Source organism: Streptomyces javensis (assembly GCF_039525925.1).
GTDB lineage: Bacteria > Actinomycetota > Actinomycetes > Streptomycetales > Streptomycetaceae > Streptomyces > Streptomyces asiaticus.
The window spans coordinates 73,243-86,952 of sequence record NZ_BAAAIF010000011.1 but is presented as its reverse complement, the minus strand read 5'-3'; the positions used below and the strand labels follow the sequence as shown (position 1 = coordinate 86,952).

Here is a 13,710-nt window from a genome sequence, read left to right as displayed (position 1 = left end):
GTAGCCCGAGTCCACCGGCCCGGTCAGCGCCGGGGCGGCCCGGCCGGGGGCGGCTCGACCTCGAGGTAGCGGTGGCGGCGCGCCCCCCGGTACTCCAGCGCGTCCCAGCCCAGCCGCCGCAGCACGTCCGCGCACGTCCGCAGCGCTTCCTCCGCCGCGTATCCGGCGCCACTTCCCGGCGGCCCCAGCCAATCGACCCGCACCACCCCGGTCCGGTCCGCCGCGCCGAGGCAGTATCCGGTCGCCGTACGGCGGCCCTCCGCGTCCACGGCCGACGGGGGAACACCGGCCGCCTCCAGCGCCAGGGCCACGGCCCGCACCGGTTGGCGCCGCTCCCACTCGGCGGGCACCCCTTCGGCATCGGCGGTGTCGGCGTTCATCAGCCGGCGGATCTGTAGCAGCCCCTCGAACGCGGTCCGCACCGCGGCCTCACGGCCCCGGTCGTCGCCCGCGGGGAGCTCCGCGGCGCCGGTGGCCACCTCGAACTCCGCCATCCCCCTGCCCCCTTCGGACCTGGCCTTCCACAGCCTCCCGTGGCCCGGCCGCGCCGCTCAGCGCCGCCGCTCAGCGCCGTCGCAGACGGTCGGCCTCGACCACGGCATGGGCGAAGGCCTCCGGAGCCTCCTGGGGCACATTGTGGCCGATGCCCTTCAGCGTCCGGTGGGCGTACGGGCCCGAGAACTTGTCCCGGTACGCGGCACCGCCCCCGGCCGGGGTGAACGGATCGCGCCCGCCGTCCAGCGTGACCGTGGGGACGCCGATGACGGGGCCCTTGGCCAGGCGCCGCTCCAGACCGTCGTACCGGGGATCGCCCGCCGTGAGCCCCAGCCGCCAGCGGTAGTTGTTTATCACGATGCGCACATAGTCCGGATTCCTGAAGGCGGCGGCGGTGCGGGCGAAGGTGGCGTTGTCGAAGTGCCAGGTCGGGGAGTTGAACCGCCAGACGAGCCGTGCCAGTTGGCGTCGGTAGTCGGGGTTCTCCAGCCCGAGCACACCCCTCTCGGTGGCGAAGTAGTACTGATACCACCAGGCCCATTCGACCTTCGGTGGCTGCGGCCGCTTGTTCGCCTTCCGGTTGGTGATCAGATAGCCGGTCACCGAGACCAGCGCCTTGCAGCGCTCCGGCCACAGCGCCGCGACGATGTCGGCCGTTCGCGAGCCCCAGTCGAATCCGGCGAGGACCGCCCGCTCGATCCCGAGGGTGTCCATCAGGGCGATGAGATCGACCGCGAACACCGACTGCTGGCCGTCGCGGATCGTCCGGGGCGACAGAAAGCGCGTCGTCCCGTAGCCGCGCAGATACGGGACGATCACCCGATAGCCCTCGGCGGCCAGCAAGGGCGCCACATCGGTGTAGCTGTGGATGTCATAGGGCCAGCCGTGCAGCAGGACGACCGCGGGGCCATGGGCCGGACCGGCCTCGGCGTAGCCGACGTTCAGCACCCCGGCCCTGACCTGCCGCAGGGCGGCGAAGGACGGGTGCGCCCCCGCGGCCGACACCCCCTGCTCGTCCGGGTCCGTGAGCATCCCCGCGGCGTCCGCCGGGCCGGTGGCGGCCCGAGCGGCGAGCGGTGTCCCGACCGCACTCGCACCCACGATCTTCCAGAAGCTGCGCCTGCTGAACATTCGCACCCACCCTCCGCAGTGCGAACCGCTCCCCGGGCCTGGCATCCACCATGGCGCACGCGGCTGCCCCGCGCACGCCGTGCGTCACCTGCCAGAGAGGTGATACGAGGTGGGGGATGGACCTCTGCTCGGGTGGACCGGTCTCCACTCGGGCGGATGGGCCCCTACTCGTAGAGCTCCTCCTCCTCGGCGAGCTCACGCTCCGCCGTCACCGCCATCCTGCGCTTGATCACCGCGGCCGCCGCCAGCGCGCTCGTGGTGAACGCCGTCGCGATCAGCCACGGCCGGTCCAGCACATGGCAGGTGAGGTGGTCCAGGGAGTAGCGGCCGGGCCCCGAGATCCCGAGCGCCGCCGCCGAGCAGCCCAGCAGGGCCGGGAACTCATAGCCTCCGGACTGGGCGAAGAACCCGGCCGGCGCGTTCACCGACACCGCCCCCGCCATCGTCCCCGCGGCCGCCGCCCCGGCCGCGGGAGTGGCGAACCCCAGCGCGAGCAGCAGCCCGCCGCCCGCCTCGCCCAGCCCGGCCACCACGGCGCTTGCCCGCCCCGGACGGAAGCCCATGGCCTCCATGACCTCGGCGGTACGGGCCAGGCCATCGCCCCCGCACCAGCCGAAGAGCTTCTGCGTGCCGTGCGCGACCAGCACCCCGCCCACGCCGAGGCGCAGCGCGAGCAGTCCGAGGTCCTTGCGGTCGGGCATGGGCTCTCCTCCGCTCCGGGGCACGTCTCACCCAGTCTCGGTACGCCGCGCGGGCCCCGCCGTCGCTGCTACGCCATCGGAGTGCATCAGCTCCGTCGTGGTGACCGCGCGCAGACCGCGCCACCGCAGACCGTCGAGGACCGCGGGCAGCGCGGTCAGGGTCCCGGCGTGGCCGAGGTGCAGACTGACCACGGAACCGGCGCGGACCTGGCCGAGGACCGCGTCCCGCACCGCGTCCGGGCCCGGGTCCTGGAAGTCGAGCGAGTCCACGTCGTAGGAGAGGACGTGCGGATATCCGGCACGGGCCGCGAGACGGGTCACGAGGTCCGTGGCGGTCCGGGCCTGCGACGGTCGGAACCAGCTGCCGATGGTCCCGGTCAGGCGGCGCAGCCGGTCGGCGCACTCGGCGATCTCCGCGTACGCCTCGTCGGCGGGCAGGGCGCATACGGCGCGGTGCCGCATGGTGTGGTTGCCCAGCTCATGGCCGCCGTCCAGGACCCGCCGGGCCAGCTCCGGGTGTTCGTCCAGCCAGGTGCCGACGGCGAGGACGGTGACCCGGGCGCCCGCCCGTTCGGCCTCGGACAGCAGCGAGCGTGCGAGCTCCGGGTCGCCCTGGCCGTGGAAGGTGAGGGCCACCGCGCCGCCGTCGCGCGGGCCGTGGGCGATCCGCGGTGGCAGCCCGGGGAAGCGCGCCGGTCCGCGTGGCGCGTGTCCGGCGGACGTGGCCCGGTCCTGGGTCGCACCGGAGGAGGGCGGCTCGGTGTGACCGGCCGGCCGGGACGACGCGGAGTCGGCGTGATGGCCGCAGCCGACGCCGCACGTCGTGGCCGCCACGGCACCGCTCGCGGACCGCAGGACATCGCGGCGGGAGGGAGAGGACACCTGAAGCATGAGAACACGCCCCCGCCCGATATCCGGCGATTCCGCTCCGGTGGGGGGTGTTTTTCCGTCGATCGCCTCGCACGGGCTCGCACCGAGGCCCGAGGCCCGAGGCCCGAGGTCCGGGGCGCGTCGACGGAGCCCGTCGGCACGCATGGCACGCTGGGCCTTTGCCTGTTCGTGCACCACCGAGGAGACGAGCCACCGTGCCGCAGAACCACCCACCGGAGTCCATCGCCGCGCCGGCGGTGCTCGCCGAGGAGCGACGACTGCACAAGGACCTCGGATTCTGGGCCCTGACCGCGATCGGGTTCTCCAACATCCTGGGGTCCGGCTGGCTGTTCGCGGCCCTGTACGCCGCCCAGACCGCCGGCCCCGCCGCCCTGCTGTCCTGGATCGCGGCTGGTGTGCTGTGCGCCCTGATCGCGCTGGTCATGGTGGAACTCGGCGCCACCCGCCCGGAGGGCGGCGGCACCGTGCGCTGGCCGCTGTACGCCAGCGGACGGCTGGTCGGCACGATGATCGGCTGGTCGGTGCTGCTCTCGGTGGGCGGTACGGCGGCCGAGATCAGCGCCATCATGCAGTACGCCGCCCACTATCTGCCCGGGCTCTACAACGGCGGCACGCTCAGCGCCTCCGGCCTCGCCGTGGCCGTCGCGCTCAGTGTCGTACTGACGGCGTGCAACTGGTTCGCCGTACGGATATTCGCCCGGCTGAACAACCTGATCTCGGTGTTCAAGGTCGTCGTCCCCATCCTCACCATCGTCGCGCTGTTCCTCTCCGGCACCCACTCCGGGCGCCTCACCGACCACGGCGGTTTCGCGCCGTACGGCTACGCGGCCTGCCTGACCGCGCTCGCCGGCGGTGGCATCGTGTATTCCGTCAACGGCTTCCAGGCCCCGCTCGACTTCTCCGGTGAGGCCCGCAATCCGCGCCGTACCGTACCGGCCGCGGTGCTCACCGGGATCGGCCTCGCCGTGCTGGTCTACCTCGGGCTCCAGCTGGCGTTCCTGTACACGGTGCCCGAGTCGCTGCTGGGCCACGGCTGGAAGGGAGTCGACTTCGAGTCGCCCTTCGGGCAGCTCGCCCTGGTGCTCAACCTCCACTGGCTGGCCACGCTGCTCTACGCCGACGCGGTGATCTCACCGGGCGGATCGGCCTATGTGGGCGTGGCCATCGACGCTCGCCATACGTACGCCCTGGCCAAGAACGGTCTGCTGCCCCGCTTCTTCATGCGCATCCACCCCTGGTCCGGAGTGGCGCGCCGGGCACTGCTGCTGAACCTCGCGGTCATCGTCGTCTTCATGCTGCCGTTCGGCGGCTGGCAGGACATCGTGAGCGTGATGGGCGACATGTACTTGTTGATCTACGCCGCCTCGGCGGTGGCCGTCGCGGCGTTCCGGGCACACGACCGCGAGCGGGGAGTGGCGCGGGCCGAGGGCCAGGTGCCCGGGGTGCGCTGGATCGCCCCGGTGAGCTTCGTGGTGGCGAGCGAGTTCGTCTACTGGTCCGGTTGGCACGATCTGCGTCTCGCGCTGCCCTTCGTCCTGGTCGGCGCGGTGTTGTTCCTGTTGCAGCGCCGGGAGGACGGAGGCGCTCCGCTGGGGGAGGAGCTGCGGCGCGGCGCCTGGCTGGTCTTCCACCTCGCCGCGCTGACCGTGCTGTCGTGGCTGGGCACCTTCGGCGGTTCCGGCCGCCTCCCGGCGCCGTACGACACGGTGGTGGTGGGCGTACTCGCGCTCGCCGTGTTCGTGTGGGCGGTCCGCGCGGGCGCCCAGCACCTGCGCACCTCGCAGCTCAGCGCAGCGTCGCCGTGAAGCTCCGGCCGTAGGCGCGGCGGGTGGTGACGACGATCCGGGTGCCGCCGGGTACCCGGCCCACCCGGACACCGTCGTCCACCGCCACGGCCCTCATCCCGCGGCCCCGGATGACGAGAGAGACCGTGTCGCGCTCGGTCGTCGGATCGGACACCGCGACCGCCACGCCGCCGTCGTGGGTCTCCCGCAGGATCACCGAGCCGGGGCCGCGCACCGACAGCCGTCCGGCGTGGTGGCCGCCGGGGGCGAAGGCGTTGAGCGCGGTGATCCGCAGCCCCCGGTGGGCCACGGCCTGGAGCCGGGTGGTGTTGGCCAGGACGGCGAGCGGGTGTCGGGCGTAGCCGCCCAGTTGGCGTTCGGTGGCATTCGGGACGAGGGCGTACGCCATCGAGGAGTGTGGCGCGCCCGCCGCCCGCTCCACCGTGACGGCGAAGAGCTGTTTGGTCACCGGGGTGTCGGGGTTGGCCAGGCGGACCGCGCGGCGGCTGCGGGTGACGGTGTCCAGCGTGACGGTGGGCGGTGGCCCGTCGAGGAAGACGTACCCGACCGAGGCGGCCCGGGTGGCGTTGGCGTAGCGCAGCCAGGCGAGCGAGGCCGTGCCGGTGCCGGACCAGGGCGCACCGCCGCGGAGCCGCCCGGTCAGGGTGAGGGTGTCCGAGGGCGCGGCGATCCGGGTGTCGAGAGTGGTGGTCACCGCGCGGCCGGCGGCATCGCCGACCCCCGCGGCCAGCACCACGATCTCGTCGTCGAACAGGAACCACGACTTGGTGGCATCGGCGTTGCGGTACACCACGAAGTCCTCGGGCAGGTCGCCCGCCCGCTTCGCAGCGTACGCCACGTCGTCGGACTGGACGAACCCGGCCACACCGTACGGGCCCAGGGCGGCGCCACCGGAGAACGGGTGGGTGGACCGGGGGAAGTAGACATAGGTGTTCTGTGCCTCCGAGGAGGAGGTGAAGCCGCGCTCGGGGTTGTCGTACCAGAGCGTGCCGTACAGCTCGGGGATCGTGCGGCGCGTCTCCACGGGGGCGGTGACACCGGCGAGGCGCTGGGGCGGGACGGCGGTGAGGTAGTCGATGCCGAACGCCTGGGTCTGGTCCTGGCCGGACAGGTACAGATGGTGGGCGCCGTCCCCCTGGAACCAGGGCAGCAGGTTCTCCCCGCTCATGTACTCGTATCTGCTGATCCTGGACGAGCTCCGGGCCAGGGCGAAGGCGTAGCCGGGGCGCCGGTGGACGGTTCTGTCCATCGCGTTGAACGCCACATGGCGCTCGGCGGGCCCGAGGTCGCCCGCCGGGATCGAGGCGTCGGCGAGGATGTCGGCGTAGGCCGCGATGCTCACCGGGGACACGAACGCCGAAGGGTCGAGCACGGCCTTCGAGGTCTGCCGCAGATATGCCACATAGCCCTTGAGCGCCGTGGCGTCGGTGCCGGTGGCGTGGGCCGAGAGGCCCACCACGGCCTCCACCACCTCGGCCGCGTCGGCGTACCCCGTGGCCGGCCGGGACACCCCGCGCCCCTTGACGATCTCCATCAGCCAGCCCTCGAAGATCAGCGGCGCGAAGCCGTCCACCACCCACCCCTGGGCGACACGGACCAGCTGGTCGTCGGGGGTGTAGCCGGTGCCGTCGAGCATCTTGACGGTCTGTACGACACGGGTGAGCAGACCCTTGCCGTAGGAGCCCGTATAGGCCACGGACGCGTGCTGGATAAAGGAACCGTCGGCGTAGAAGCCGTCGGTGACGCCGTGCCGTAGCTCGTACGGGTCGATGGTCGCCAGGATGGTCAGCTGGTCGGCGAGGGCCTTGGTGATCCGGGCGTCGTCGCCGAGGACGGCGCCCTGGAGGACGCGGTTGGTGGTGATGTCGGCGAGGTTGGCGCCGGTGTGGAAGCGTGAGTCGAGGTCGACGTCGCCGTCCTTGCCGTTGCGCAGATACGCGTCCATCGAGGCCACGTAGGTGGCGGCGAGATCGGGCCGGTAGGCGGCGAGTTCGTCCGCGAGCAGCGCCAACATCTTGCTGACGTGGGTGGAGATGCCGATTTCCCAGGTGAACCAGTTGCCGTAGTAGCCCTTCGACTGGTCGCCGTAGGCGTGCTCGTGGAGCCATATCAGGCCGTCGATGACGCGTCGCTGGACACCGGTGTCGCCGTGGAGTCCGGACGGTGTGCCGCCGTCCGGGGTGCGGGTGGCGAGGGCGATCTCGTAGAGGTACTGGAACGAGGTGTTCAGGTTGGGATCGCTGGTGCCCAGGGCGAGGCCCTGGAAGAGCTCGCCCTGCCCGGCGCGGTCCATCGCGGTGAGCCGGGAGCGGGCGGTCGCGGCGATGGAGGTGAGTTTGGCGCGCACCTCAAGGCGGGCGTTGGACTCCCGAGTCCCGGCGAAGACGGCCACGGTGTTGTCGATCAGTCGGGTGTGAGCGGCGCCGGTCGCTTCACCGGCCGCTGCCGGACCTGCCGCGGCACGTGCGCGCAGTGGCAGGGCCATGGCCGCCAGCGCGGCCGCCGGGAGCGTGGAGACGAGAGCACGACGCGAGAGAGGCACGGGCACGCTCCAACGGTCGACGGGGTCCGATGGGGAACCGACCGACCATTCAAGCAACCCCGGCCTCCCCTGTCACGGGGCTGGAATGGGCCGGGATCAGGGGTGCGCGGGCCGCTCCCTGTCGCCAATATGGGCAACGAAATCGTTGACAATCTTGTTGGCCTAGATTTACCTTCGACAGGCACTCACTCAGGGAGGGCACGCGATGCCGAAGGAAGCTCGTCCAGGCACCGGGGAGCAGGCCAAGCAGCATGCCTTGGAACAGCTGCGGCAGGCGATCTTGCGCGGGGAGATGGCACCGGCCCAGCGGCTGGTGGAGAACGAACTCGCCGAGCAGTTCGGTGTGACCCGGGCGAGCATTCGCGCGGCACTGATCGATCTGGCCTCCGAGGGTCTGGTCGAGCGGATCCGCAACCGTGGCTCACGGGTGCGGGTGGTGAGCGTGGAGGAGGCCGTGGCCATCACGGAATGCCGCATGGTCCTGGAAGGGCTGTGCGCCGCCAAGGCGGCCGTCGAGGCAAGCGAGGAGCAGCTGACCGAGCTGGCCGACCTGGGCACGGCGATGTCCAAGGCGGTCGCCGACGGCGAACCGCTGACCTACTCCGACCTCAACCACCAACTGCACGCCCGCATCCGGGAGTTCTCCGGTCAGCAGGTGGCGGTGGAGCTGCTGGAGCGGCTCAACGCACAGCTGGTGCGCCATCGTTTCCAGCTCGCGCTGCGGCCGGGGCGTGCCCAGCGTTCCCTGGGTGAACACCTGGCCGTGATCGAGGCGATCAGGGCCAGGGACCCACAGGCGGCCGAGGCGGCCGTCCGTGCCCACCTCGCCAGTGTGATCGACGCGTTGGGCGAATGACGCGGGGCTCGCGCCGCGGGGTGGGTCACCGACCTGTCCAGCAAGGAGATATCAGCAATGACGCACGGTAGCCCGGGTGACGCGCCCGCCGCCGCACGGCCGAGCGGTGTCATCGTCACCGACCCGCCACGCGCCGGGGCCGAGCATGTGGAGGCCCTGCGGGGGTACGGCGTGGCCACGGTGCACGAGGCCATGGGCCGCACCGGATGCCTCGGCCCCGGGCTGCGCCCGGTCCAGCAGGGCGTGCGCGTCGCGGGCACCGCGGTCACGGCGCTGTGCTGGCCCGGCGACAACCTGATGATCCACGCCGCGGTCGAGCAGTGCGCCGAGGGCGACATCCTCGTCGTCGCCACCACATCGCCGTCCACGGACGGCATGTTCGGCGAGCTCTTCGCCACCGCCCTCCAGCACCGCGGGGTCCGCGGCCTGGTCATCGACGCCGGGGTGCGCGACACCGCCGAGCTGCGCGCGATGGGCTTCCCCGCGTGGTCGGCCGCCGTGTGCGCGCAGGGCACCGTCAAGGCCACGGCCGGGTCCGTCAATGTGCCCGTGGTGGTGGGCGGGCAGTGCATACGCCCCGGCGATGTGATCCTCGCCGACGACGACGGGGTGATGTGCGTACCGCGCCACTCGGCCGCCATGGCCGTCGAGGCGGCCGAGGCGCGCACCGCGAAGGAGGAGGCGACCCGGGCCGCCTTCGCCGAGGGCCAACTGGGCCTGGACCGCTACGGGTTGCGGGAGACCCTGGCCCGGCTCGGGGTGCGGTACCAGCCGTACGCCGAGTACGCCGAGAACGGCCGCGGCGGGGCCGTCTCATGAGCGGGCCGGAGGGCGTGCGCTGCATGCTGATGCGCGGTGGCACCTCCAAGGGCGCCTACTTCCTCGCGGAGGACCTGCCGTCCGACTCCGCCGCCCGGGACGATCTGCTGCTGCGGATCATGGGCAGCCCCGATCCACGGCAGATCGACGGACTCGGCGGAGCGCACCCCCTCACCAGCAAGGTGGCCGTGGTCTCCGCCGCGCGGGGCCCGGACGCCGATGTCGACTATCTGTTCCTTCAGCTCGGTGTGGACAAGGCCGAGGTCTCCGACCGGCAGAACTGCGGCAACCTGCTGGCCGGGGTCGGCCCCTTCGCCGTGGAACGGGGCCTGGTCACCGCCCGGGACGGGCGGACACCGGTACGCATCAGGATGGTCAACAGCGGTGACCACGCCACCGTGACCGTCCCCACGCCGGACGGGCGGGTCGACTACACCGGCTCGGCCGAGATCTCGGGTGTTCCGGGCTCCGCCGCCCCGCTGGTGATCGGCTTCGAGCAGGGCAGCGGCCCGCTGCTGCCCACCGGCCACCCCCGCGACGTCATCGGCGGCACCCCGGTGACCTGTGTGGACAACGGCATGCCGACCGTGCTCATCGCCGCGTCCGCCCTGGACGTCACCGGCTACGAGGACCCCGGGGAACTGGAGGCGAACGCGGCGCTCGGCGCCCGGCTCCAGGAGATCCGGCGGGAGGCGGGGCGGTTGATGGGCCTGGGCGATGTGAGTGCCACGACCGTGCCCAAGCTCAGCCTGCTGGCCCCGCCCGTACACGGTGGCACCGTGATGACCCGCACCTTCATCCCGGTCCGCTGCCATACGTCGATCGGCGTCCTGGGAGCCGCCAGTGTCGCCGCCGGGCTCCGCGTCGAGGGAAACGTCGGCGAGGACGTGGCCCGGCTCCCGGCGACGGGGGAGCGGCTGCGCATCGAACACCCCACCGGCTTCCTGGACATCGACACATCCGTGGACAACGGCGCCACTCCGGTGGCGCGGGGCACGGCCGTCGTACGCACCGCACGGAAGCTCTTCGACGGAACGGTCTTTCCCCGGCCCGCCTGATCCCGCGCCCGCACCACCCCTCCGCTCCAGTCCCGCTACGGCACCACCATGCCTTCTCCCCGCCCACTCGACTCAAGGAGTCGCCGATGACCCCGCCGCTCGGGGACATCGCCCACCTCGGGCATGTCGAACTGCTCACCCCGGACCCCGACCGCAGTCTGTGGTTCTTCACCACCATCCTCGGACTGACCGAGAACGGCCGCTCAGGCGACTCGGTCCACCTGCGGACCTGGGACGACTACGAACACCACAGCCTGACCCTCACCGCACACCCCACCTCGGGCATCCGCCGCACCGCCCTGCGCGCGTCCAGTGCGGAAGCCCTCCACCGCCGGGTGAAGGAGGCCGAGGCCGCCGGTCTCCCCGGGCGCTGGGCCGAGGACGAGCCCGGTATCGGCCCGCTCTATGTCACCAGCGACCCGGACGGCCATGAACTCGCCCTGTACTGGGAGTCCGAGTGGTACGAGGCACCGCCCGGGCTCAGGCCGGGGCTGAAGAACCAGCCCCAGGCCAAGCCCGCCCACGGTGTGGGGGTGCGCCGCCTGGACCACGTCAACTTCCTCGCCTCCGAGGTCGCGCCCAGCGCCGCCTTCACCCACGAGGTGCTCGGCGCCCGCCCCACCGAGCAGATCGTCCTCGACACCGGACGGCTCGCCGCCCAGTGGCTGACGTTCACCAACAAGTCCTACGACATCGTCTACACCGAGGACTGGTCGGGCTCACGCGGTCGGCTGCACCACATCGCGTTCGCCACCGACACCCGCGAGGACATCCTGCGCGCCGCCGATCTCTGCCTGGACAACGGCGTGCACATCGAGACCGGCCCGCACAAGCACGCCATCCAGCAGACGTTCTTCCTCTACGTCTACGAGCCGGGCGGCAACCGCATCGAACTGTGCAACCCGCTCACCCGCCTGGTCCTGGCCCCCGACTGGCCCCTGATCACCTGGACCCAGGCCGAGCGCGCCAAGGGCCAGGCGTGGGGGCTCAAGACCATCGAGTCCTTCCACACCCACGGCACCCCGCCGATCGACTGACCGCTCACAGGGCGCGCCTCCAGGACGAGAGGAATGCCATGTCCTCCATACCCGCCCCTCCCGCCGCCGGTTCGCGCGTCACGGCACTCGCGGTCCTCGTGGTCGCGCTGTGCTGGACGGTCGTCCTCTTCGACGGCCTCGACCTGTTCATCTACGGTGCCGTGCTGCCCGGCATGCTCGACGACCCCGACCTCGGGCTGAGCCCCGGCCGGGCCGGTGACCTCGGCAGCTACGCCACCTTCGGCATGCTGCTGGGCGCCCTGTCGGCGGGCACCGTCACCGACTGGATCGGACGCAAGAAGGTGATCATCGGTTGTACCACGGTGTTCTCCCTGGCGTCCGCCGTGTGTGCCATGGCGCCCGACCTGGGGGTCTTCGGCGTCGCCCGGTTCGTCGCCGGGCTCGGCCTGGGCGGTCTGCTGCCCACCACCATCACCCTGGTCGCCGAATACGCCCCGCGCGGCCGTGGCAACCTCATGATCGGCCTGTTGATGACCGCCCATCAGGCGGGCGGTATTCTGGCGGCGTTGCTCGGCCTGTGGCTGGTGGAGCCGTTGGGCTGGCGCTCCGCCTTCTGGGTCGGGCTGGCGCCGCTGGTCATCGCCGTGCCGCTGGTGGCGATGTACCTCCCCGAGTCCCTCGGCTTCCTCCTCGCCCGCGACCGTACCGACGAGGCCCGGCGGCTCGCCGACCGGTACGGGGTCGGGCTGCCCGCCACCGAACCGCCCACCGAACCGCCCACCGAACCCGCCACCGAACCCGCCACCGTGACCTCGCCCGGCCGCCGCCACGCCCTGTTCGCGCTGTTCCACGACGGCCGGTGGAGGAAGACCCTGCTGTTCTGGTGCGCCTCCTTCGGCGGGCTGCTCCTCGTCTACGGCGTCAGCACCTGGCTGCCGACCATGATGCGCGGTCAGGGCTATGAACTCGGCTCCGCCCTTGCCTTCCTCGTCGTCATCAACCTCGGTGGCATCGTGGGCATGCTGGTGGCCGGGCGCATCGCCGACCGCTTCGGCGCCGCCCGGGTCGCGGCGATCTGGTTCGGCTGCACCGCCGTCGGCATCTATCTGCTGGGCATCCATATGCCGCTGGCGCTCACCTACATCGTGGTCTTCCTGACCGGTCTGTGGCTCTTCAGCGCCCAGACCATGGTCTACGCGACCGTCGCGGGGCGCTCCACCGCCGAGAACCGCGCCACCGCCGTCGGCTGGACCTCCGGCATGGGCCGTTTCGGCGCCGTCTTCGGGCCCTGGCTCGGCGGGCGGCTCGTCGCCAACGAGGCACAGGACTGGGGCTTCACGGTGTTCGCCGCCACCGCGCTGCTCGCCACCCTGATGATTGGCCTGACCGGCCTCCGTACCGTACGGAGCACACCGCGGAGCGGCCCCGCGCAGCCCGTTTCCACCGCCGGCTGACAGCGGGGCCACAGGAACGCCTCATGTCCGTCAAAGGTTCGCCCTCTAACCTCCGGGCATGCCGATGACGCGCCCCACGGATGAGGCACTGGCCCGGGCCGCCGTGCTGGCCCTGATCGCCCAGGCGGAGCTCACGCCCAAACCGGGCCTCGCCGACACCCGCGATCTCCAGGCCCGCGCCACCGGTGCGGATCTGCTCGCGCTGCGCTGGTCGGCGAAGGCGCTGACGCCCGGGTTCGCGGCCATGGCCGCCGCGGCCCGCCGTCCCGGGGAGCCGACCCGGGCGCTGCGCGAGGAGCTGGGTGCCATCGGCCGCTGCGCCGAGTGGACGATGGCACGGGCCGGTGGCGGCGCGGCCACCGGCCCCCTGCACCACGGCGCGCTGTGGGTGATGGGCCTCCTGGTGGCGGCCGCCGCGCTGCGACCCGGCGCCGGGTCCGACGAGGTGACCGCCACCGCCAAACGGATCGCGGACCACCCCGACCGCGGCGCACCGCGCCGCCCCTCACCGGGCTCGCACGTCTCCGCCACCTATGGGGCGCCGGGCGCGCGTGGCGAGGCCCGGGCCGCCTTTCCCCATGTGCGCCGCGCCCTGGACGCCCTGTCCCGGGCGCGTACGGCGGGGGCCACCGAGACCCAGGCGCGGCTGGACGCGCTGCTCACCGTGATGAGCACCCTCCAGGACACCGGCCCGCTGTACCGGGCGGGCCCGCCCGGGCTCCGGCGGGTCAAGGAAGGGGCGTACGCCGTGCTCGAGGCGGGCGGCACGGCCACGCCCGAGGGCGCCGCCGCCCTGTCCGCACTGGACGCGGAGCTACGGGAGCGGGGCATCGCACCGCGCGGAAGCGCCGCGCTGCTCGCGGGCGCCCTGTTCCTGGACGGCCTCCCGGCACCGGCGGTCATGGCACCGCCCGCGCGGTGACTGCCCTCAGGCTCCGGACCCGGGCTTCGGACTTCCGG

12 protein-coding genes are annotated in these 13,710 nt (G+C 72.5%); 7 read left to right on the top strand and 5 right to left on the bottom strand.

The features are described 5' to 3' along the window. Positions 1 to 23: 23 nt before the first annotated feature. From ABD329_RS13085 to ABD329_RS13070, 4 genes are all read right to left on the bottom strand, one after another. On the bottom strand, positions 24 to 494 hold the full coding sequence (locus ABD329_RS13085) for a hypothetical protein (RefSeq protein ID WP_198279175.1): 471 nt from the start codon (positions 492 to 494) through the stop codon (positions 24 to 26). 70 nt (positions 495 to 564) lie between these two features. Next, positions 565 to 1,626, bottom strand: coding sequence for an alpha/beta fold hydrolase (locus ABD329_RS13080; RefSeq protein WP_198279174.1), 1,062 nt, complete (start codon positions 1,624 to 1,626; stop codon positions 565 to 567). A 164-nt stretch (positions 1,627 to 1,790) separates the two neighbouring features. Next, entirely contained in the window at positions 1,791 to 2,327 is a 537-nt protein-coding gene (locus tag ABD329_RS13075; protein WP_198279173.1) for a DoxX family protein, read from the bottom strand. 27 nt (positions 2,328 to 2,354) lie between these two features. After that, positions 2,355 to 3,218, bottom strand: coding sequence for a polysaccharide deacetylase family protein (locus ABD329_RS13070; protein ID WP_198279172.1), 864 nt, complete (start codon positions 3,216 to 3,218; stop codon positions 2,355 to 2,357). Between the two features lie 194 nt (positions 3,219 to 3,412). On the opposite strand from ABD329_RS13070, the gene ABD329_RS13065 reads away from it, so the two are divergent. Further along, positions 3,413 to 5,023, top strand: coding sequence for an APC family permease (locus tag ABD329_RS13065; RefSeq protein WP_309142814.1), 1,611 nt, complete (start codon positions 3,413 to 3,415; stop codon positions 5,021 to 5,023). On the opposite strand, the gene ABD329_RS13060 is transcribed toward ABD329_RS13065, so the two are convergent. After that, positions 5,004 to 7,565, bottom strand: coding sequence for a polysaccharide lyase family 8 super-sandwich domain-containing protein (locus ABD329_RS13060; RefSeq protein ID WP_198279178.1), 2,562 nt, complete (start codon positions 7,563 to 7,565; stop codon positions 5,004 to 5,006). The two genes, ABD329_RS13065 and ABD329_RS13060, sit on opposite strands and share 20 nt — an antisense overlap. A 205-nt stretch (positions 7,566 to 7,770) precedes the next feature. Between ABD329_RS13060 and ABD329_RS13055 the strand changes: the two genes are divergently transcribed. The 6 genes from ABD329_RS13055 to ABD329_RS13030 all read left to right on the top strand — a co-directional run bounded on the left by ABD329_RS13055 (position 7,771) and on the right by ABD329_RS13030 (position 13,672). After that, entirely contained in the window at positions 7,771 to 8,421 is a 651-nt protein-coding gene (locus ABD329_RS13055) for a GntR family transcriptional regulator (RefSeq protein ID WP_198279171.1), read from the top strand. Positions 8,422 to 8,478: 57 nt separating this feature from the next. Further along, a complete protein-coding gene (locus ABD329_RS13050; RefSeq protein ID WP_198279170.1) occupies positions 8,479 to 9,240 on the top strand; it encodes a 4-carboxy-4-hydroxy-2-oxoadipate aldolase/oxaloacetate decarboxylase in 762 nt (253 codons plus the stop codon). Next, the gene (locus tag ABD329_RS13045) at positions 9,237 to 10,298 is read left to right on the top strand and encodes a 4-oxalomesaconate tautomerase (RefSeq protein WP_198279169.1); all 1,062 of its coding nucleotides are present in this window, start codon (positions 9,237 to 9,239) and stop codon (positions 10,296 to 10,298) included. Before ABD329_RS13050 ends, ABD329_RS13045 begins: the two co-directional genes overlap by 4 nt. A gap of 86 nt (positions 10,299 to 10,384) precedes the next feature. Beyond that, entirely contained in the window at positions 10,385 to 11,335 is a 951-nt protein-coding gene (locus ABD329_RS13040; protein ID WP_198279892.1) for a catechol 2,3-dioxygenase, read from the top strand. A gap of 38 nt (positions 11,336 to 11,373) precedes the next feature. Beyond that, positions 11,374 to 12,750, top strand: a complete 1,377-nt coding sequence (locus tag ABD329_RS13035; RefSeq protein ID WP_198279891.1) for an MFS transporter — start codon at positions 11,374 to 11,376, stop codon at positions 12,748 to 12,750. Between the two features lie 64 nt (positions 12,751 to 12,814). After that, on the top strand, positions 12,815 to 13,672 hold the full coding sequence (locus ABD329_RS13030; RefSeq protein WP_198279893.1) for a triphosphoribosyl-dephospho-CoA synthase: 858 nt from the start codon (positions 12,815 to 12,817) through the stop codon (positions 13,670 to 13,672). Positions 13,673 to 13,710: the final 38 nt, after the last annotated feature.

What these genes read in the sequence shown, in the direction of transcription:
- ABD329_RS13085 (WP_198279175.1), bottom strand. Translation starts at nt 494, where the DNA reads ATGGCGGAGTTCGAGGTGGCCACCGGCGCCGCGGAGCTCCCCGCGGGC.
- ABD329_RS13080 (WP_198279174.1), bottom strand. Translation starts at nt 1,626, where the DNA reads ATGTTCAGCAGGCGCAGCTTCTGGAAGATCGTGGGTGCGAGTGCGGTC.
- ABD329_RS13075 (WP_198279173.1), bottom strand. Translation starts at nt 2,327, where the DNA reads ATGCCCGACCGCAAGGACCTCGGACTGCTCGCGCTGCGCCTCGGCGTG.
- ABD329_RS13070 (WP_198279172.1), bottom strand. Translation starts at nt 3,218, where the DNA reads ATGCTTCAGGTGTCCTCTCCCTCCCGCCGCGATGTCCTGCGGTCCGCG.
- ABD329_RS13055 (WP_198279171.1), top strand. Translation starts at nt 7,771, where the DNA reads ATGCCGAAGGAAGCTCGTCCAGGCACCGGGGAGCAGGCCAAGCAGCAT.
- ABD329_RS13050 (WP_198279170.1), top strand. Translation starts at nt 8,479, where the DNA reads ATGACGCACGGTAGCCCGGGTGACGCGCCCGCCGCCGCACGGCCGAGC.
- ABD329_RS13045 (WP_198279169.1), top strand. Translation starts at nt 9,237, where the DNA reads ATGAGCGGGCCGGAGGGCGTGCGCTGCATGCTGATGCGCGGTGGCACC.
- ABD329_RS13040 (WP_198279892.1), top strand. Translation starts at nt 10,385, where the DNA reads ATGACCCCGCCGCTCGGGGACATCGCCCACCTCGGGCATGTCGAACTG.
- ABD329_RS13035 (WP_198279891.1), top strand. Translation starts at nt 11,374, where the DNA reads ATGTCCTCCATACCCGCCCCTCCCGCCGCCGGTTCGCGCGTCACGGCA.
- ABD329_RS13030 (WP_198279893.1), top strand. Translation starts at nt 12,815, where the DNA reads ATGACGCGCCCCACGGATGAGGCACTGGCCCGGGCCGCCGTGCTGGCC.